Origin of the sequence: uncultured Methylibium sp., from assembly GCF_902826655.1 — a bacterium.
Taxonomy (GTDB): domain Bacteria; phylum Pseudomonadota; class Gammaproteobacteria; order Burkholderiales; family Burkholderiaceae_C; genus Methylibium.
Genome location: NZ_CADEFR010000009.1, coordinates 63,440 through 82,970, shown reverse-complemented (window position 1 = coordinate 82,970; position 19,531 = coordinate 63,440). Strand labels below are relative to the sequence as shown.

Below are 19,531 nucleotides of genomic sequence, written 5' to 3'. Positions count from 1 at the left end.
TCCACGCGCCGATGACCTGCGCCAGCTCGGCGCGGTTGGGCGTGATCACGTCGGCACCGGCATAGCGCTGCCAGGAGCTGCCCTTGGGGTCGACCAGCACCGGCCGGCCGGCCTGGCGCGCCAGCTCGATCATGCGCGGGATGTGCGTCAGCCCGCCCTTGCCATAGTCGGAGAACAGCAGCGCGTCCTGGTCGGGCAGCGCACGCTCGAAGTCGGCGAGCATCGCCGACAGGACCTCGTGGTCGGGCTGGTTCTCGAAGTCGACGCGGATCAGCTGCTGCGACCGCCCGATGACGCGCAGCTTGACGATGGTGAAGAGCTGCGGGTCGCTGCCCAGCAGCGTGGCGATGCCGTCGCGCTCGAGCAGCGCGCGGATCTTGCGCGCCGGCTCGTCGTCGCCGACCACGGTGAGCAGCGTGGTCCGGGCGCCGAGCGCGCGCACATTGACGGCGACGTTGCCGGCGCCGCCGAGGCACTCCTCCTCGCGGCTGAAGCGCACCACCGGCACCGGCGCCTCGGGCGAGATGCGGTCCACCGCACCGAACCAGTAGCGGTCGAGCATCGCGTCGCCGACCACCAGCACGCGCGCCGCGGCGATGCCTTGCTTGCTGAGTCGCGGATCGGTCACTGGTCCTCCAGTCGCGTCGGCGGGTAGCTGTCCCAGGTGTGGCAGCCCGGGCATTGCCAGAAGTAGTTCTGGGCCTCGAAGCCGCACGCAGCGCAACGATAGCGCTGCTGGGGCCGGGCCGCCGCGGTCGCCAGCCGCTGCAACTGCTCGGCGTCGACGGCCGCCGGCAGCACGCCCTGGGCCAGCTGCTCCTTCAAGAGGGCCGCGGCACCGGACAGCGAGGCGTGGTCCTGCAGGTGCTGGCGCAGGCGTGCGTGGCGCGCCGCGGCATCCGGATCGAGCTTCAGCAGCGCCTGCACGAGGTCGAGGCTGGGCAGGCGCTCGTAGGCGGTCTGCAGCTGCGCGCGCGCGGCCGGCTCGTCGTGGCAGGCCAGCGCGCTGGCCGCGTAGTCCTGCGCGATCAGGGCGAAGGCGGCCGGCTGGGCGGCCAGCAGTTCGTCCCAGACGGCCAGCGCCTCGCGGTGCCGGCCCGCCTGGGCGTGGCGCTGGCCGGCGATGACGCGCGGCCGCGGCGCCTGCGGGGCGGCCTCGCGGGCCTTGCGCAGGGCCTCGGCGGCCTCGTCGGGGCGCCGCAGGGCGTCGGCCTCGAGCGCGATCTCGCAGCCGTAGTGGGCGATGCGGCCGGCAAAGGAGCCGGCACCGGCGGCCTCGAGCTTGCGGGCCGTGTCGATGGCGGCATGCCAGTCGCGCGAGCGTTCGTGCAGCGTCAGCAGCTCGAGCCTCGCATCGGTGGCGAAGCTGCTGCCCTCGAGCGCGCGGAAGGCCGCCTCGGCGCGGTCGAACAGCCCGGCCTTGACGTAGTCCTGCGCCAGCGCGTGCTGGGCGCGTTCGCGTTCGGTCGCCGACAGGTCGCCGCGACCCAGCAGGTGCTGGTGCACGCGCACGGCGCGCTCGTACTCGCCGCGGCGCCGGAACAGGTTGCCCAGCGCGAAGTGCAGGTCCGAGGTGCCGGGGTCGTGCTGCACCGCCTCGATGAAGGCGTCGATGGCCTTGTCCTGCTGTTCGTTGAGCAGCAGGTTCAGTCCCTTGTAGTAGGCCTTGGGCGACTCCTGCTGCTCGCGCTTCCACTGCCGCACGTCGAAGCGCGACGCCAGCCAGCCGAGCGCGAAGGCCACCATCAGCCCGAGCAGGGCCAGCGGCAGCGTCGTCTGCAGGTCAAAGTCCATCGCGCGGCGGATGCTCCGGGATGGCGGGGTCGGCCTCGCGCGCGGCGTCGACGTCGAGCATCGTCGTGGCGGTGTCGGGGCGGGCGCTGCGCTGCTGCTGCGCGCCGCGCTTGTGCTTCCACCAGCTGGGCAGCATCGCGAGGATGCCGAGCGCGCAGCCGATGCCGAAGGCGCCCAGCACGATGAACACCATCGGGGCCCGCCACTCCTGGCCGAAGAAGCCCTTCAGCGCCGCATCGTGCTGGTTGTTCAGCGCAAAGGCGAACAGCGCGACGAAGATGAGGACTCGCAGGAGCCAGGTGAGGGCACGCATCGCCGGCGATTCTAGGCGGCCGGCCGTGCCTCGACGTGCGGGATGGCGGCGGTGCGCCGCAGGGGTCAGGCGTCGCCCGCGGCGGGCGGCTGGGTGCCGGCTTCGAGGGCGGCGGTGCGGGCGTCGACGGCTTCGCGCAGGGCCTTGCCCGGCTTGAAGTGAGGCACCAGCTTCTCGGGGATCGCGACCTGCTCGCCCGAGCGCGGATTGCGCCCCATGCGCGGCGGACGCCGGTTGATCGAGAAACTGCCGAAGCCGCGGATCTCGATGCGGTGGCCGCGCGCGAGCGCGTCACTCATCGCGTCGAGGATGGTCTTGACGGCGAACTCGGTGTCGCGATGCGTCAGCTGGCTGAAGCGCTCACCGAGCAGGGCGACGAGATCGGAACGGGTCATGGCGGGTCGAAGAAAGCCGGGGCGGCATCGCCGCCCCGGATCATGCCGTCATCAGTTCTTGTCGAGCTTGGCCTTGAGCAGCGCGCCCAGGCTGGTCGTGCCGGCGTTCTCGCGCTCGGACGACTGCTGCAGGCGCTGCATCGCTTCCTGGTTGTCGACGTTGTCCTTGGCCTTGATCGACAACTGGATCGAACGCGTCTTGCGATCCACGTTGATGATCAGCGCCGTGACCTCGTCGCCTTCCTTCAGCACGTTGCGGGCGTCCTCGACGCGGTCGCGAGAGATCTCGCTGGCGCGCAGGTAGCCGGTCACGTCGTCGGACAGCTGGATCTCGGCGCCGCGCGGGTCGACCGTCTTGACCTTGCCGGTGACCGTCGCGCCGCGATCGTTGAGCGTCGTGTAGGTCGCGAACGGGTCGCCGTCGAGCTGCTTGATGCCCAGCGAGATGCGCTCGCGTTCCACGTCGATCGCCAGCACGATGGCCTCGACTTCCTGGCCCTTCTTGTAGTTGCGCACGGCGGTCTCGCCGGCCTCGTGCCAGGACAGGTCGGACAGGTGCACCAGGCCGTCGATGCCGGCGGCCAGACCGACGAACACGCCGAAGTCGGTGATCGACTTGACGGGGCCCTTGAGCTTGTCGCCGCGCTTGTGGTTCTGCGCGAATTCGTCCCAGGGGTTGGCCTTGCACTGCTTCATGCCCAGCGAGATGCGACGCTTGTCCTCGTCGATCTCGAGCACCATGACCTCGACCTCCTCGCCCAGCGTGACGAGCTTGCTCGGCGCGATGTTCTTGTTGGTCCAGTCCATCTCCGAGACGTGCACCAGGCCTTCGATGCCCGGCTCGATCTCGACGAAGGCGCCGTAGTCGGCGATGTTGGTGACCTTGCCGAACAGGCGCGTGCCGGTCGGGTAGCGGCGCGAGACACCGACCCACGGGTCGTCGCCCATCTGCTTGAGGCCCAGCGAGACGCGGTTCTTCTCGGCGTCGAACTTCAGCACCTTGGCCGTCAGTTCCTGGCCGACCGTGACCACCTCGCTCGGGTGGCGCACGCGGCGCCAGGCCATGTCGGTGATGTGCAGCAGGCCGTCGATGCCGCCCAGGTCCACGAACGCACCGTACTCGGTGATGTTCTTGACCACGCCGTTGACGAAGGCGCCTTCGCGCAGCGTGCCCAGCAGCTTGGCGCGCTCCTCGCCCATCGAAGCCTCGACGACGGCGCGGCGCGACAGCACGACGTTGTTGCGCTTGCGGTCGAGCTTGATGACCTTGAACTCCATGGTCTTGCCTTCGAACGGCGCCATGTCCTTGACCGGGCGCGTGTCGAGCAGCGAGCCGGGCAGGAAGGCACGGATGCCGTTGACCAGGACCGTGAGGCCACCCTTGACCTTGCCGTTGACGGTGCCGGTGACGAAGTCGCCGGATTCGAGCGAGGTCTCGAGCGACATCCACGACGCGAGGCGCTTGGCCTTGTCGCGCGACAGGATGGTGTCGCCGTAGCCGTTCTCGATGGCGTCGATCGCGACGGAGACGAAGTCGCCGACCTGGACCTCGAGGCCGCCGGTGTCGTTCTTGAACTCGTCGATCGGCACGTAGGCTTCGCTCTTCAGCCCGGCGTTGACGACGACGAAGTTGTGCTCGATGCGGACCACTTCGGCGGTGATGACCTCGCCGGCGCGCATGTCGGAGCGCTTGAGCGACTCCTCGAACAGGGCGGCGAAGGACTCCATGCCCTGCATGCCTTCCGAAGAGGCAGCTGCGGTTTGACTCATTGGGTTTTCCTGATGCCGGCGGACCGGCGCTTGCCACTCGCGTGGCGGTGAAGTTGAGACCCCCGACACCTCGGCGTGCCTGCGGCACTGAGGGGAAGCGTCGGACCTGATTTGCCGCTCAGCTCGCGCCGAAAGGCTGCACCGATTCCCACCAATCCAGCACCTGCTCGACCGAGGCTTCGATCGAGAGCGCCGAGTTGTCGAGCAACCGGGCCTCTGCGGCAGGCTTCAAGGGAGCGATGCTGCGATTCTGGTCGCGCGCGTCACGCGCTTCGAGGTCTGCACAGAGGGCCTGGATGCTAGCCGGAATTCCCTTTGAAATCAACTGCTTATGCCTGCGCTCCGCGCGGGTTTCGGCGCTGGCCGTGAGAAACACCTTGAGCGCGGCATCCGGGAAGATCACCGTGCCCATGTCGCGGCCGTCGGCGACCAGGCCCGGCAGCTGGCGAAAGCCCAGCTGCAACTCGACCAGGGTCTGGCGCACCGCGGGCAGGGCGGCGATCTGCGACGCGCGGTTGCCGACGTCCTCGAGCCGCAGGGTGTCCGTCACGTCCTCGCCGGCGAGCAGCGCACGCTGACTCTCGAACCGCAGCGGCAAGCATCGAGCGAGGGCGGCGGTCCCGGCCTCGTCGTCCGGCGCCAGGCCGGCGCGCAGCGCCGCGACGGCCGTGGCGCGGTAGAGCGCGCCGGAGTCGAGGTGGTAGTAGCCGAGCCGGTCTGCCAGTGCGCTGCCCAGCGTGCCCTTGCCGGACGCGGTCGGGCCGTCGACCGTCAGGACCGGAATGCTCGAGGGCGCGGCCTGCGCGACGCCGAACAGCGCATCGAAGTAGCCGGGGAAGGTCTTGCCGACGCAGCGCGGATCGAGGATCCGCACTGGCTCTCTGCCCCCGGCCAGCGGGTTGAAAGCGGCCAGCGAGGCGCACATCGCCATGCGGTGGTCGTCGTAGGTGTGGATCGCGGCCGGCCGCCAGCGCGCGGGCGGAGCCACCTCGATGAAGTCCGCGCCCTCGACCACGGTGGCGCCGACCTTGCGGAGCTCGGTGGCCATCGCGGCGATGCGGTCGGTCTCCTTGACGCGCCAGCTGGCGATGTTGGTGAGCCGCGAAGGGCCGTCGGCGTACAGCGCCATCACGGCCAGCGTCATCGCGGCGTCCGGGATGTGGTTGCAGTCCAGCGTGATCGCGCGCAGCGGCCAGGCGCCGCGTTGCACGATCAGGGCGTTGGCCTCTTCGCGCACATCGGCGCCCATCGCGCGCGCCGCCTCGACGAAGCGGATGTCGCCCTGGATCGAGGCGCTGCCGACCCCCTCGATGCGCAAGGCCTCGCCGGTGGCGGCGATCGCGCCGGCGGCGATGAAATAGGAGGCCGAGGAGGCGTCGCCCTCGACATGGATCTCGCCGGGCGAGCGGTAGGCCGCGCCGCGCGGGATGGTGAAGCGTTGCCAGCCGTCGCGCCGCACCGCGATGCCGAAGCGCGCCAGCAGCGCCAGCGTGATCTCGATGTAGGGCCTGGAGATCAGCTCGCCCTCGACGTCGATGATCAGCTCGCGGTCCTGCGCGACCAGCGGCAAAGCCATCAGCAGCGCGGTCAGGAACTGGCTGGAGACATCGCCGCGGACGCGGATCGGCGCGTCGAGCGCGAGCCGGCCGCCGTCGATGCGCAGCGGCGGATAGCCCTCCTGGCCCAGGCAGTCGATGCGGCAGCCCAGCGGACGCAGCGCATCGACCAGGTCGCCGATCGGGCGCTCGTGCATGCGCGGCACGCCGGACAGCTCGAAGCGTCCGCCCTGCGTGGCCGACAGCAGCGCCAGCGCGGCGGCCAGCGGCCGCATCGCGGTGCCGGCGTTGCCGAGGAAGAGTCGGGCTTCGCGCACGACCAGCCGACCGCCGAGGCCGGTGACGCTGAGCCCGTCGCCGTCGCGTGCGATGCCGCAGCCGAGCGCACGCAGCGCTTCCAGCATCACCTGCGTGTCGTCGGAGTCCAGCAGGTCGTGCACGCGCGTCGTGCCGGCGCACAGGCCGGCCAGCAACAGCACGCGGTTGGAGATGCTCTTCGAGCCCGGCAGCCGGACCGTGCCGGCGGTGCCGACCAGCGGCGGGATGTCGAGGAATTCGGGGCGGCTCACAAGCTTGCGCGCAGCGCTGACAGGCGCAGCGAAGAGGCGCTCTAGGACCGGCAACCGCCGCGGATCCGGCTCCGCCGGTCCGCCAGCGGCGCCCCCTGGGGGGAGCGGCGAAGCCGCAACGGGGGAGTCGTCATTTCCTTGGCGTGCTCATCTGCCAGCCGGCGCGCATCTCGGAGGCGCTGCGGATCAGGTCCTCGAGCGCCTCGTGGTTGCCGAGCTTCATCACGTGCTCGAGCGCGTCGAGCGTGTGGCGGAAGCGCTGCGACTGCTTGAGGATCTCTTCGCGATTGCTCATCAGCACGTCGCGCCACATCACCGGGTCGCTGGCGGCGATGCGGGTGAAGTCGCGGAAGCCCGGGCCGGCCAGCGACAGGAAGTCCTTGCCGGCCGGTTGCTTGGCCACCGACGAGAAGTAGGCGAAGGCCAGCAGGTGCGGCAGATGACTCACGGCGGCGAAGGCGGCGTCGTGGTTCTCCGGGCTCATCTTGAGCACCTGCGAGCCGATCGCGGCCCAGACGTCGGTGGCCTTCTGCACCAGCTCGGGCCGGGTCTGCGCCAGCGGCGTCAGGATCACCTGGCGGCCGGCGTAGAGCTGGGCGTCGGCGTGATCGATGCCGGCGGTTTCCTTGCCGGTGATCGGGTGGGCCGGCACGAAGCAGCTGACCTTGTCCTTGAGCACGCGACGCGCGGCGTCGACCACGTCGCGCTTGGTCGAGCCGACGTCCATGATCATCAGGCCGGGCTCGACCAGGTGGCGGATCGCCTTGAGTGAGGCCTCGGTCGCCGCGACCGGCACCGCCAGCAGCACGAGGTCGGAGCCCGACACGGCCAGCAGCGCCGACTCGGCGGCGATGTCGATCACGCCGAGCCGCTTGGCCTTCTCGGTGGTGGACGGCGACTTGCTGTAGCCCACCACTTTCTTGACCAGCCCGGCGCGCTTGAGCGCCAGCGCGAACGAGCCGCCCATGAGGCCGCAACCGATCACGCCAAGCTGGTTGAACATGGGGCGGGCTTCCTGGCTTCAGTGCGCGCTCAATGCGCGTCGAGCGGATAGGTGCCCAGCACCTTGAAGAAGGAGCACACCGCGCGCAGGCCCGCCATCGCCGCCGCGACCTGCGGTTGGTCGGGATGGCCCTGCAGGTCGACGTAGAAGTAGTACTCCCACTGGTCGGCGCTGCGGGCGGGGCGCGACTCGAAGCGCGTCATCGACACGCCATGCTCCTTGAGCGGCACCAGCATGTCGTGCACCGCGCCCGGCCGGTTGTTGACCGACACGACCAGGCTCGTGCAGTCGTGGCCCGAGGCCTTGGGCGCCGGATGGCGCTCGGGGTGGGTCACGATGGCGAAGCGCGTGCGGTTGTGCGGATCGTCCTGGATCGCCGGTGCGACGACGTGCAGGCCGAACTCGCTGCCGGCACGCTCGCTGGCCACGGCGGCGAGGCCGGCGTCCAGCGAGGCCAGGCGAGCGCCCTCGGCATTGCTGGACACCGGGCGGCGCTCGACGTCCGGCAGGTGGTAGCTGAGCCAGCCGTGGCATTGCGCCAGCGCCTGCGGGTGAGCGCAGATCGCCTGGATGCCGGCGAGCGAGTTCTCCAGGCGCAGCAGGTTGTGGCGTACGAACAGGCTGGTTTCGCCGATCAGGAACAGCGGCGTGGTCAGCAGCAGATCGAGCGAGCGCGCCACGACGCCCTCGGTCGAGTTCTCGACCGGCACCACCCCGAAGTCGGCCGCGCCGGCGGTCGTGGTGCGGAACACCTCGTCGATGCTGGCGCAGGGCACGCGCACGATGGAACTGCCGAAGTAGCCCAGCGCCGCCAGCTCGCTGAAGGTGCCGGCCGGGCCGAGGTAGGCGACGCGCGTCGGCGTCTCGAGGGCGCGGCAGGCCGACATGATCTCGCGCCAGATCGGCGCGACGCTGTCGGCTTGCAGCGGCCCCGGGTTCGCGGCCTTCATGCCGTCGATCACCTGGGCCTCGCGTTCGGGACGGAAGACGACCGAGCCCTCGCGCTTCTTGATCGTGCCGACCTCCAGGGCCAGCGAGGCGCGGCGGTTCAGCAGCGCCAGCAGCTCGCGATCGACCGCGTCGATCTGCTGGCGCAGGCCGAGCAGGGCGGGATCGACGGCGGGTCTGGAGGCAGCGGAGTCAGCCATGGCGTCCGGCAAATTCTCGCATGTAGGCCACGAGCGCCTGCACGCCCTCGAGCGGCATCGCGTTGTAGATCGAGGCCCGCAGGCCGCCGACGCTCTTGTGCCCCTTCAGCTGGAGCAGGCCGCGCTCGGCGGCGCCGGCGAGGAAGGGCGCCTGGAGCGCCTCGTCGCGAAGGAAGAAGGGGACGTTCATCCGCGATCGGCAGCCGGCCGCCACGCGGTTGGCGTAGAAGCCGTCGCTGCCATCGATGGCTCCGTACAGGAGCGCGGCCTTCTCGACGTTGCGGCGCTCGAGCGCCGCCACGCCGCCCTGGGCCGCGATCCACTCGAACACCAGACCGGCCACGTAGATCGACCAGGTCGGCGGCGTGTTGAACATCGAGCCGTTGGCCGCGACCGTCGCGTAGTCGAAGGCGCTCGGGCAGATCGGCAGCGCGTGGCCCAGCAGGTCTTCGCGGACGAACACCAGCGTCAGGCCGGAGGGGCCGATGTTCTTCTGCGCGCCGGCGTAGGCCAGGCCGATGCGCGACCAGTCGATCGACCGCGACGCAATGTGCGAGGAGCAGTCGACCACCAGCGGCGCCTCGCTGCCGAGCGCACGCAGGTCCGGCAGCTCGTGCATCTCCACGCCGTTGATCGTCTCGTTGCTGCAGACGTGCACGTAGCTCGCGTCCGCGCCGAGCCGCCAGGTCGCCGCCACCGGCAGCGTCGTGTGATTGCCCGGGCCTTCCACCGCGTTGCTGGCGACGATGCGCGCCTCGCCGTAGCGCCGCGCCTCCTGGTGTGTCTTGATCGACCACAGGCCGGTGATCACGTGCTCGGTCACGTGGCCCGGCCGGAGGTCGACGAGGTTCATCGGGACGATCGCGTTCTCGGCGATCGCGCCGCCCTGCATGAAGAGGAGCTTGAACGTCGCGGGCACGGCCAGCAGCTCGCGCAGCCTCGATTCGGCGACGGAGAAGATCTCGCCGAACTCGCGGCCGCGGTGGCTCATCTCCATGACGCCCATGCCGCTGCCACGCCAGTCGAGCATCTCGGCCGCGGCCTGGGCCAGGACGGGCTCCGGCAAGGCGGCCGGTCCGGCGCCGAAGTTGTAGGCGCGGCTCACGGAAGGACGGCGCGGCGGCGCGGCCTCGCTGCCGGAGCCGGCTTCATGCCGCGCCGTCGGGCGTCTCGCCGCCCAGCGCCGCATCGCCGGCGACATCGCTGCCGGCGTCGTTCTCGACGATGCGCTGCAGACCGCTCAGCTGCGAGCCGTCGTCCAGGGAAATCAGCGTGACGCCCTGGGTCGCGCGGCCCAGCTCGCGGATCTCGCTGATCCGCGTGCGCACCAGCACGCCCCGGTCGGTGATCAGCATGATCTCGTCCTCGGGACGGACCAGCGTGGCGGCGACGACCTTGCCGTTGCGCTCGCTCTGCACGATCGCGATCATGCCCTTGCCGCCGCGCAGGTGCCGCGTGTATTCGGTGATCGAGGTGCGCTTGCCGTAGCCGTTCTCGGTGGCGGTCAGCACGCTCTGGGCCTCGTCCTCGGCCACCAGCAGCGCGATGACGGTCTGGCCGGGCTCGAGCGTCATGCCGCGCACGCCGCGTGCGGTGCGGCTGAGCGGCCGCACCTCGTTCTCGTCGAAGCGGACGGCCTTGCCGCCGTCGGAGAACAGCATCACGTCGTGCTTGCCGTCGGTCAGCGCGGCACCGATCAGATGGTCGCCGGCGTCGAGGTCCACTGCGATGATGCCGGCCTTGCGCGGATTGCTGAACTCGTCGAGCGCGGTCTTCTTGACCGTGCCGAGGGCGGTCGCCATGAAGATGTAGTGATCGGACGGGAAACTGCGGAACTCGCCCGTCAGCGGCAGCACGACGGTGATCTTTTCGTCGGCTTGCAGCGGGAACATGTTGACGATGGGCTTGCCGCGCGCTGCACGGCCGCCCTGCGGCACTTCCCAGACCTTCAGCCAGTAGACGCGGCCGCGGTTGCTGAAGCACAGCATCCAGTCGTGCGTGTTGGCGATGAAGAGCTGCTCGATCCAGTCGTCTTCCTTGGTCTGCGTCGCCTGCTTGCCGCGGCCGCCGCGCTTCTGCGCGCGGTACTCGGCCAGCGGCTGGCTCTTGATGTAGCCGGTGTGGCTCAGCGTCACGACCATGTCGGTCGGCGTGATCAGGTCCTCGGTACCGAGCTCCTGCACGTTGTGCTCGACCACGCTGCGGCGCGCGCCGAGCCGGGTCTGGCCGAACTCGGACTTCAGCGCCTGCAGCTCGTCGCCGATGATCGTCGTCACCCGGCCCGGCTTGGCCAGGATGTCCAGCAGGTCGGCGATCTCGGCCATCACGTCCTTGTACTCGCCGATGATCTTGTCCTGCTCCAGGCCGGTCAGGCGCTGCAGGCGCATCTGCAGGATCTCCTGGGCCTGGTCGTCGGACAGCCGGTACAGGCCGCCGGCCTGCATGCCGTAGTGCAGCGGCAGGCCCTCGGGCCGGAAGGCTTCGCGGCCGCCGGGCGTCTCGCCCTCGGCGCGGGCGAGCATCTCGCGCACCAGCGACGAGTCCCAGTTCTTGTCCATCAGCGCCTGCTTAGCCAGCGGCGGCGTCGGCGAGTTCTTGATGATCTCGATGAACTCGTCGATGTTGGCCAGCGCGACCGCCAGGCCCTCGAGCACATGGCCGCGCTCGCGCGCCTTCTTCAACGCGAACACGGTGCGCCGGGTGACGACCTCGCGGCGGTGCTCGAGGAAGACCGCGACCAGGTCCTTCAGGTTGCACAGCTTGGGCTGGCCGTCGATCAGCGCGACCATGTTGATGCCGAAGCTGTCCTGCAGCTGCGTCTGCTTGTACAGGTTGTTCAGCACCACCTCGGGCACTTCGCCGCGCTTCAGCTCGATGACGACGCGCATGCCCGACTTGTCGGACTCGTCCTGGATGTGGCTGATGCCTTCGAGCTTCTTCTCGTGGACGAGCTCGGCCATGCGCTCGAGCAGCGTCTTCTTGTTCACCTGGTAGGGAATCTCGTCGACGATGATGGACTGGCGCGCACCCTTGTCGATGTCCTCGAAGTGGCACTTCGCCCGCATCACGACCTTGCCACGACCGGTGCGGTAACCCTCGCGCACGCCGTTCAGGCCGTAGATGATCCCGGCGGTGGGGAAGTCCGGCGCCGGGATGATCTCCATCAGCTCGTCGATCGTCGCCTCGGGGTTCTTCAGCAGGTGCAGGCAGGCGTCGACGGTCTCGTTGAGGTTGTGCGGCGGGATGTTGGTGGCCATGCCCACCGCGATGCCGGCGCTGCCGTTGACCAGCAGGTTGGGCAGGCGGGTCGGCAGGACCAGCGGCTCCTTCTCGCTGCCGTCGTAGTTGGGGCCGAAGTCGACGGTCTCCTTGTCGATGTCGGCGAGCATCTCGTGCGCGATCTTCGAGAGCCGGATCTCGGTGTAGCGCATCGCGGCCGCGTTGTCGCCGTCGACCGAGCCGAAGTTGCCCTGGCCGTCGACCAGCATGTGGCGCAGGCTGAAGTCCTGGGCCATCCGCACGATGGTGTCGTAGACGGCGGTGTCGCCGTGCGGGTGGTACTTGCCGATCACGTCGCCGACGATGCGCGCGCTCTTCTTGTAGGGCCGGTTCCAGTCGTTGTTGAGCTCGTGCATCGCGAACAGCACGCGCCGGTGGACCGGCTTGAGGCCGTCGCGCGCGTCGGGCAGGGCACGCCCGACGATGACGCTCATCGCGTAGTCGAGGTAGGAGCGCCGCATCTCCTCTTCGAGGCTGATCGGCAGGGTTTCCTTGGCGAACTGGGTCATGCGAACTCGGAGTGGTCACCGCGGTGTGGGTCCGCGGGGCTTGGGCCCGGCGGACGTCGCGTCGGGCCGGTCGCAAGGGGCAGCGGGAAGACCCGGATTCTAAGTGCCGGGCGCTGTAGCAGCAGCGCAACATCGGCCCCGGGCCTTGTGGCGCGGGCCGGTCAGACCTTGTCCGTCATGCCTCGTATGGCACAATGATTTGTCGGTTCAGAGGCTCTCTGCCCATCGAGAGCTCGGTGGTTACGCATGCTTTTGGTATGGACGTCTGCCGCGACAATGCGGCCTACCCGAGAGGAGAATCATGAATAAGTTGAACAAGGTGGCAACGCTCTTCGCGACTATCGCGCTTGCTGCCTCCGCCTCCAGCGCGTTTGCGCAGAACAACGACAACTGGCGCAACGTCGACGGCAACGTCTGGAAGAACGGCACCAACGAGCTCTGCTGGCGCGACAACTTCTGGACCCCGGCGACCGCCGACGAGCGCTGCGACGGTGCCCCAAAGAAGGCTCCGCCCCCGGCTCCGGCCCCCGCTCCGGCTGCGGCTCCCGCTCCGGCCCCGGCTCCGGCCCCCGCGCCCGCCCCGGTCGTTCCGCCGGCCCCGGTCAGCGAGAAGGTGACCTACGCCGCCGATGCGTTCTTCGACGTCGACAAGGCCGTGCTGAAGCCCGAAGCCAAGGCCAAGCTCGACGACCTGGTCAGCAAGATGGGTGGCATGAACCTCGAAGTCATCATCGCCGTCGGCCACACCGACTCGGATGGCTCCGACGCCTACAACCAGAAGCTGTCGGTGCGTCGTTCCGAAGCCGTCAAGGACTATCTGGTGTCCAAGGGCATCGAGAAGAACCGCATCTACACCGAAGGCAAGGGCGAGAAGCAGCCGGTCGCCGACAACAAGACCAAGGAAGGCAAGTCCAAGAACCGCCGCACCGAGATCGAGGTGGTGGGTACGCGGACCCGCAAGTGATCTGACGGTCGCTTGAAACGAGAACCCCGCTGCGGCGGGGTTCTTTTTTGCCTGTGCGCGAGCGATCGCGCCGCCGCTACCATGCCTGCATGAGCACCGCGACCCACGCCAACGTCGACCCGCAGGAACTCGCCAAGTTCAGCGAACTGGCTCACCGCTGGTGGGACCCCGAGAGCGAGTTCCGCCCGCTGCACCAGATCAACCCGCTGCGGCTCGAGTGGATCGTGCGGCTGGCCGGTGGCCTGCAGGGCAAGCGCGCGCTGGATGTCGGCTGCGGTGGCGGCATCCTGGCCGATGCGATGTCGCGTCGCGGGGCCGACGTGCTGGGCATCGACCTGGCCACCAAGCCGCTGAAGGTCGCCCAGCTGCATGCGCTCGAAGCTGGCACGCCGTCGGTCCGCTATCGCGAGGTGGCCGCCGAGGCGCTGGCGGCCGAGGAGCCGGATGCCTTCGACGTCGTGACCTGCATGGAGATGCTCGAGCACGTTCCCGATCCATCGTCCATCGTCCGCGCCTGCGCGACGCTGGTCCGGCCCGGGGGGCACGTGTTCTTCTCGACGCTGAACCGCAACCCCAAGTCCTTCCTGTTCGCGATCGTCGGTGCCGAGTACGTGCTGAACCTGCTGCCACGCGGGACCCACGAGTACGAACGCTTCATCCGCCCGAGCGAGCTGGCGCGCTGGTGTCGCGACGCCGGGCTCGAGCTGACGGCGACGCGCGGCATGCAATACAACCCGCTGACGCGCCGCTACTGGCTCAACGACGACACCAGCGTGAACTACCTGTTCGCGTGTCGCCGACCATGACGCGGCCGATGACGTCGCGTTTTGCGGTGCGCGCCGTGCTGTTCGATCTCGATGGCACCCTGGCCGACACGGCCCCGGACCTGGGCGGTGCGGTCAACCGGCTGCGCGAGCGGCGCGGCCTCGACGCGCTGCCGATCGAGCTCCTGCGGCCGGTCGCATCGTCCGGCGCGCGCGGCATGCTCGGCGTCGGCTTCTCGATCCGGCCCGGCGATGACGGCTACGACGCGCTGCGCGACGAGTTCCTGGCCGAGTACGAGTCCGCGCTCGACCGCGATTCGCGGCTGTTCGACGGCGTCGCCGAGTGCCTGGCGGCATTGCAGGCGCGCGGACTGCGCTGGGGCGTGGTGACCAACAAGGCGCAGCGCTTCACCGGCCCGGTGGTGGCGGGCCTGGGCCTGGCCGAAGGCGCATCGGTCGTGATCGCCGGCGACACGACGCCGCATGCCAAGCCGCATCCGGCGCCGCTGCTCGAGGCCTGTGCCCGGCTCGGCATCGCACCCGGCGAGGCGGTCTACGTCGGCGACGACCTGCGCGACATCGAGGCGGCCCGCGCCGCCGGCATGCCCGGCATCGCCGCAGCCTATGGGTACCTCGGCGAGAGCCCGGATCTCGCGGCCTGGCGGCCCGACGCCGTGATCGCGACGCCGCTGGACCTGCTGCCGCTGCTCGACGCCGCCGGGCGTTGACCGGCGCGGCGGCGCTCACGCACACTGCGCCGAGTCCGAGGCCTCGCCCCATGCAGTCCCTTGCTTCCCGCCTCGCCGCGCCGGCCGCTGCCGTGCCGCGCTGGCTGCGCCGCTCGCTGGCGGTGCTGGTCGGAATGGCGCTCCTGTGGACCGTGGTCGGCGGCTGGTGGCTGCCGCGTTTTCTTCAGCCGCGCATCGAGGCGGCCGCCAGCGAGGCGCTCGGCGCGCCGCTGAAGCTGGGTCGCATCGAGATCGCGCCGTGGAAGCTCGAGGCCGGCGTGCTGGACCTGCAGCTCGGGCCGGCCGACGCGCCCTGGCTGCGCGTCGCCGAGCTGCGCGCCGACGTGTCGACGGCCTCGCTGTGGCGCCTGGCGCCGGTGCTGGAACGCGTGCTCGTGCGCGAGCCGCAGATCAGACTCGAGCGACTGGCCACCGACCGCTACAACGTGACGCCGATGCTGGAGGCGCTGGCACGCCGACCGGCGCAGCCGAAGGGCGACGACGAGCCCGCGCGCTTTGCGGTCTACAACATCCGCGTCGAGGACGGCCTCATCCAGCTGGCCGACCGGGTGACGAGCACGGAGCACCGTATCGAGAGCCTGCGCGTCGGCGTGCCGTTCGTGTCCAACCTGCCTTCGCAGGTGGCGATCGACGTCGAGCCGCTGGTCGACGCCGTGGTCAATGGCAGCCGGCTGCACGTCCAGGGCAAGGCCCAGCCTTTCCACGAGGGGCAGCGATCGACCATCGCCGTGGACTGGCAGCAGATCGACGTGCCGCGCTGGGTCGGCGCGCTGGCGCCGCTGCTGTCGCAGCGGCTGCCGGTCGATGTCGGCGGCGGGCAGCTCGATCTCACCCTGAACATCGCCTTCGAGCAGCTCCCGTCGCCGGCGCCGCCGCGCCTGCGGATCAGCGGCGACCTGGGCCTCTCGCAACTGCAGGTGCGCCTGCCGGACCAAGGCATCGCGCTCGCGCTGGACCGCCTCGCCGTGCAGGGCCTGGACCTGCAGCCCCTGGAGCGGAGCGTCACGGCCGCGACGCTGCAACTGCAGGCGCCGAAGGTCGAGATCGACCTGCCGCGGCTGCTCGCGAAGCCGCCGGCTTCCGGGACGGACCGGCTGGCACTGTCGGCGCCGGTCGCAGCGGCCAGCGCGGCCTCGGCGCCACGCACGGCCGCCGAAGCGGCGCCCAAGGCCTGGCAATGGCGCGTCGGCCAGGTCGACCTCGCCGAGGGGCAGGTGTCGCTGCGCGATCCGGCGTGGCCGCAGGGCCAGCTCGTGTCGCCGATCACCGTTGGCTTGACGGGGCTCGACGGCGCCGTCGACGCACCGCCGGCCACGCTCGCGCTGGCCCTGGCCGATGCGCACGGTGCCAGGCTGCAGGTCGATGGGCAGCTCGTGCCCGGCACGCAGGATGCGCGACTCAAGGTCGATGCCGCGAACCTCAAGCCCCTGCCGTGGCTCGCGCCTTGGCAGTCGCTGCTGCCGGTCCAGCTGATCGACGCGAGCGTGTCGGCCCGGGCCGAGGCCGACATCGGCGCCCACGGCTGGGCCATCAGCGACGCCGCCTTGCAGCTGACCGGGCTGCAGCTGCAACCTGCCGGCAGCAAGGTCGATCGCGGCAAGGCCGCCGCCGACCGGCTGGTGCTGCCGCAGCTCGCGGTGGCGGGCCTCCAGGTCCAGGGGCGTCGCGGTGAGCCGATCGTCGCGCAGCTGGCCAGCCTGACGCTCGAAGGCCTCAACCTCAAGGCGACGCGCGACGAGCGCGGCGCGATCGCCTGGGCGCCTCCGGCAGCGCCCCGGAGCGAGGCACCGGCGGCCGCGGGTGACGGCGGTCCGCCACCTCGCTGGCAGATCGGCGAGCTGCGTTGCGGCGGCTGTGCGCTGTCGTTCAGCGACCGCAGCGTCACGCCGCCGGCGGCTTTCGGGGTCGCCCGCACCGACCTGAGCCTGCGCAAGCTCGACAGCGATCTGGCGCAGACCCTGAGCTTCGAGCTCGCGACCCAGGTGCTGAATGGCGGCCGCATCAAGGCCGGCGGAACGCTGCGGCCGCAGCCCCTGGCGCTGCGCAGCCGCCTCGACGTGAGCGCGCTGGACCTGCGCATGCTGCAGCCCTACCTGGAGCCGCGCGTGAACCTCTCGCTCGTCTCGGCCAAGGCCAGCGCCGCCGGTGAGCTGCGCCTCGAAGGCACGGCGCGCGACGCGGTGTCGGCGGTGCGCTGGCGCGGGCGCGTCGCGCTCAACGAGGTGCGCGCACTGGACCAGCTGAACCAGGCCGAGTTCCTGCGCTTCAAGGGCCTGCAGCTCGACGCGGCCGACCTGGGCTGGCAGCCGTCGGGCCTCGAGGCGGACCTGGGCGAGGTGACGCTGGACGACTTCTACGGCCGCGTCATCGTCAACGCCGACGGCCGGCTCAACCTGCTGGACATCGCCAAGCGCGCCGGCGAGGAAGGCCCGCGCTCGCTGACCACGCCCGAGGCCGGCGGCGCGGGTCAGGCGCCGGCTTCGTCGCCATCACCGTCACCATCACCACCGCCGACCCAGGCCGCGGCATCGGCTCCCGACCCCGCGGCCTCGGGGCCGGCACCCGCTGCGCCGCCGCCGCAGCTGCGCTGGCGGGCCATCCGCCTAGCCGGCGGCGTCGTCGACTTCACCGACAACTTCATCCGCCCCAACTACTCGGCCAAGCTCACCGACATCGGCGGCGAAGTCTCGGCGCTGGCCTGGAACGACCCGCAACCGGCGACCGTCAAGATCTCCGGCAAGGTCGACGGCAGCGCGCCGCTGGAGATCGGCGGCAGCATGCATCCGCTGGGCCCGCGCCTGGCCACCGACATCACCGCCAGCGCGCGCGGCATCGACATCACGCGGCTCACCGCCTACTCGGGTCGCTACGCCGGCTACGGCATCGAGAAGGGCACGCTCTCGGTGAAGGTCCGCTACAAGATCGAGAACGGCAAGCTCGAAGCCGAGAACAACCTCTACCTCGACCAACTGACCTTCGGCGACAAGGTCGACAGCCCCAGCGCGCTCAAGCTGCCGGTGCTGCTGGCGGTGTCGCTGCTGAAGGACCGCAACGGCGTGATCGACATCGACCTGCCGATCAGCGGCAGCCTGGACGATCCCAAGTTCTCGATCGGCGGGATCATCGTGCGGGTCATCGTCAACCTGATCACCAAGGCCATCACCGCGCCGTTCTCGCTGCTGGCCAGCGCCTTCGGCGGTGGCGGGCAGGAGCTGGGCTATGTCGAGTTCGCCGCCGGCTCCAGCGACCTCGGCGACGCCAGCCGGCAGCGCCTGGACACGCTGGCCAAGGCGCTGAACGATCGTCCGGCCCTGAAGCTCGAGGCGACGGGCCGCGCCGATCCGGCCGTCGACGAGGCGGCGCTGCGCGCCCAGCACCTGGACCGCCTGATGCGCGTCGCCAAGGCCAGGTCCACCGGCGAGCTGCCCGACAGCGTGAAGATCGAGCCGGCCGAACGCAGCCGCTGGCTCGAGGCCGCGTACAAGGCCGCCGACCTGAAGGAGAAGCCGCGCAACCTCGTCGGCTTTGCGAAGAGCCTGCCGCCGGCGGAGATGGAGGCCTTGCTGCTCAAGAGTGCACCGGTCGGCGAGGGCCCGCTGCGCGCCCTGGCCGATCAGCGCGGCGACCGCGTCAAGGCCTACCTCGCCGCCAAGGTGCCGCCCGAGCGCGTGCTGCTGACGGCCTCGCGGCTGGGAGCCGAGGGCATCGAGGACAAGGGCGGCAGCGCGCGCGTCGGGTTCGCGCTCAAGTGAGCCGCCGGCCCGACTTGAAACCCGCACCGACGGCGCCACCTACAATCCACAGTTCTGGGGCCGACCTGGTTTCGACGTGGGTGCGGATCTGGAGTGGTGCATGCCGAGCATCAGTGAGCTCGTAAATCCAGCTGAAACAAACCAACTGCGAACGACGAACGTTTCGCCCTCGCCGCTTAAACACCGGTGAGCGTCTCAACGGCAGGCCGATGGGCCGGGCCCAAGCCGCAAGGCAGAAGGCTGAGACGTCATTCACATCGGCTGGCTGCTCGTCGGGTTACTTGGCGTTCAGCGAGATCTAGGTGACTGGTGGCGTCCGTAGCGTGCTCCTGCGCGACGGCGTCATGAGACTCAAATCAGGCAGCTAAGCATGTAGATCTACCCGGTGATGGCTTGCGGACGGGGGTTCGATTCCCCCCGGCTCCACCAGACACGAAGGCCCGGCTCCGACGAGGATCCGGGCCTTTTTCTTGCCGCCGTCGCTTCAGCTGCCGGCGCGCCGCGCGACCCGGTAGGTCGCGCCTTCCAGGCCGTAGCGCTCCGAGTGCGGCACCTCGCGCGCCAGCTCGAAACCGTCGCCTGGGAGCAGGTGGCGAGTTTCATCGCCGACGGTGAGCCACATCTCGCCCTGGGTCACGATCGCCTTCGCGGCGAAGGGATGGGTGTGGGTCTCGACCACGGTGAGGGGCGCCCACACGCGGTCGAGCACCTGCTCGTAGCCCTGGGCGAGGGCGGCGGCATCGAAGGCGGAAACGTCCAGGGGCTGGGTCATCGCGGAACTCCCGGGCTGCTGCGTGGCGCGATTGTGGCGTCGGCCGGCGACCCCCGTCGGCAGGGGGGCGGTTTCGGCAATCGGCATCCGATGGCCTGCGTGAGCGGACGGTATAACCGCGCGCTCGACCTCCGCCGCCGGGGCCCGGACTGGTACGCTACGCGGCTCGCGCGGCCCCGGCCGCAAGCCCCCGG

The 19,531-nt window shown here is 70.3% G+C and carries 15 protein-coding genes and 1 other RNA gene; 5 read left to right on the top strand and 11 right to left on the bottom strand.

Annotated features, from left to right (window positions below):
- The 10 genes from QZV97_RS06425 to gyrA all read right to left on the bottom strand — a co-directional run.
- Positions 1 to 562, bottom strand: a 562-nt coding sequence (locus QZV97_RS06425; protein WP_295640348.1) for a PfkB family carbohydrate kinase, incomplete at its 3' end; no start/stop codon positions are given.
- A gap of 62 nt (positions 563 to 624) precedes the next feature.
- Positions 625 to 1,794, bottom strand: coding sequence for a lipopolysaccharide assembly protein LapB (gene lapB, locus QZV97_RS06420; protein ID WP_295640268.1), 1,170 nt, complete (start codon positions 1,792 to 1,794; stop codon positions 625 to 627).
- Positions 1,784 to 2,107, bottom strand: coding sequence for a lipopolysaccharide assembly LapA domain-containing protein (locus QZV97_RS06415; protein ID WP_295640265.1), 324 nt, complete (start codon positions 2,105 to 2,107; stop codon positions 1,784 to 1,786). Before QZV97_RS06415 ends, lapB begins: the two co-directional genes overlap by 11 nt.
- A 65-nt stretch (positions 2,108 to 2,172) precedes the next feature.
- Positions 2,173 to 2,502 carry an integration host factor subunit beta gene (locus QZV97_RS06410; RefSeq protein ID WP_295640262.1) on the bottom strand — a complete coding sequence of 110 codons (330 nt, stop codon included), beginning with the start codon at positions 2,500 to 2,502 and terminating at the stop codon, positions 2,173 to 2,175.
- Positions 2,503 to 2,553: 51 nt separating this feature from the next.
- On the bottom strand, positions 2,554 to 4,272 hold the full coding sequence (gene rpsA / locus QZV97_RS06405; RefSeq protein ID WP_295640259.1) for a 30S ribosomal protein S1: 1,719 nt from the start codon (positions 4,270 to 4,272) through the stop codon (positions 2,554 to 2,556).
- A 118-nt stretch (positions 4,273 to 4,390) separates the two neighbouring features.
- Positions 4,391 to 6,397, bottom strand: coding sequence for a bifunctional 3-phosphoshikimate 1-carboxyvinyltransferase/cytidylate kinase (locus tag QZV97_RS06400; RefSeq protein WP_295640256.1), 2,007 nt, complete (start codon positions 6,395 to 6,397; stop codon positions 4,391 to 4,393).
- A gap of 130 nt (positions 6,398 to 6,527) precedes the next feature.
- Entirely contained in the window at positions 6,528 to 7,400 is an 873-nt protein-coding gene (locus tag QZV97_RS06395) for a prephenate dehydrogenase/arogenate dehydrogenase family protein (protein ID WP_295640253.1), read from the bottom strand.
- A gap of 29 nt (positions 7,401 to 7,429) precedes the next feature.
- A complete protein-coding gene (gene pheA / locus QZV97_RS06390; protein ID WP_295640250.1) occupies positions 7,430 to 8,548 on the bottom strand; it encodes a prephenate dehydratase in 1,119 nt (372 codons plus the stop codon).
- A complete protein-coding gene (gene serC / locus QZV97_RS06385) occupies positions 8,541 to 9,653 on the bottom strand; it encodes a 3-phosphoserine/phosphohydroxythreonine transaminase (protein ID WP_295640247.1) in 1,113 nt (370 codons plus the stop codon). The genes pheA and serC overlap by 8 nt, the downstream gene beginning before the upstream one ends.
- A 43-nt stretch (positions 9,654 to 9,696) precedes the next feature.
- Positions 9,697 to 12,336: a DNA gyrase subunit A gene (gene gyrA / locus QZV97_RS06380; RefSeq protein ID WP_295640244.1), complete on the bottom strand. Its 2,640-nt coding sequence runs from the start codon at positions 12,334 to 12,336 to the stop codon at positions 9,697 to 9,699.
- A 301-nt stretch (positions 12,337 to 12,637) separates the two neighbouring features.
- Here gyrA and ompA point away from each other — a divergent pair, with 301 nt between their 5' ends.
- From ompA to ssrA, 5 genes are all read left to right on the top strand, one after another.
- Positions 12,638 to 13,300, top strand: a complete 663-nt coding sequence (gene ompA, locus QZV97_RS06375) for an outer membrane protein OmpA (RefSeq protein ID WP_295640241.1) — start codon at positions 12,638 to 12,640, stop codon at positions 13,298 to 13,300.
- A gap of 89 nt (positions 13,301 to 13,389) precedes the next feature.
- On the top strand, positions 13,390 to 14,106 hold the full coding sequence (ubiG, locus tag QZV97_RS06370) for a bifunctional 2-polyprenyl-6-hydroxyphenol methylase/3-demethylubiquinol 3-O-methyltransferase UbiG (RefSeq protein WP_295640238.1): 717 nt from the start codon (positions 13,390 to 13,392) through the stop codon (positions 14,104 to 14,106).
- Between the two features lie 8 nt (positions 14,107 to 14,114).
- Positions 14,115 to 14,792 (top strand): phosphoglycolate phosphatase, encoded by a 678-nt coding sequence (gene gph, locus QZV97_RS06365; RefSeq protein ID WP_295640235.1) that lies wholly within the window; start codon positions 14,115 to 14,117, stop codon positions 14,790 to 14,792.
- Between the two features lie 50 nt (positions 14,793 to 14,842).
- Complete coding sequence (locus QZV97_RS06360; RefSeq protein WP_295640232.1) at positions 14,843 to 18,565, top strand: DUF748 domain-containing protein; 3,723 nt, start codon at positions 14,843 to 14,845, stop codon at positions 18,563 to 18,565.
- A gap of 56 nt (positions 18,566 to 18,621) precedes the next feature.
- Positions 18,622 to 18,994: a transfer-messenger RNA gene (gene ssrA / locus QZV97_RS06355) on the top strand.
- A 55-nt stretch (positions 18,995 to 19,049) separates the two neighbouring features.
- On the opposite strand, the gene QZV97_RS06350 is transcribed toward ssrA, so the two are convergent.
- A complete protein-coding gene (locus QZV97_RS06350; RefSeq protein ID WP_295640229.1) occupies positions 19,050 to 19,337 on the bottom strand; it encodes an AraC family ligand binding domain-containing protein in 288 nt (95 codons plus the stop codon).
- Positions 19,338 to 19,531 lie beyond the last annotated feature (194 nt).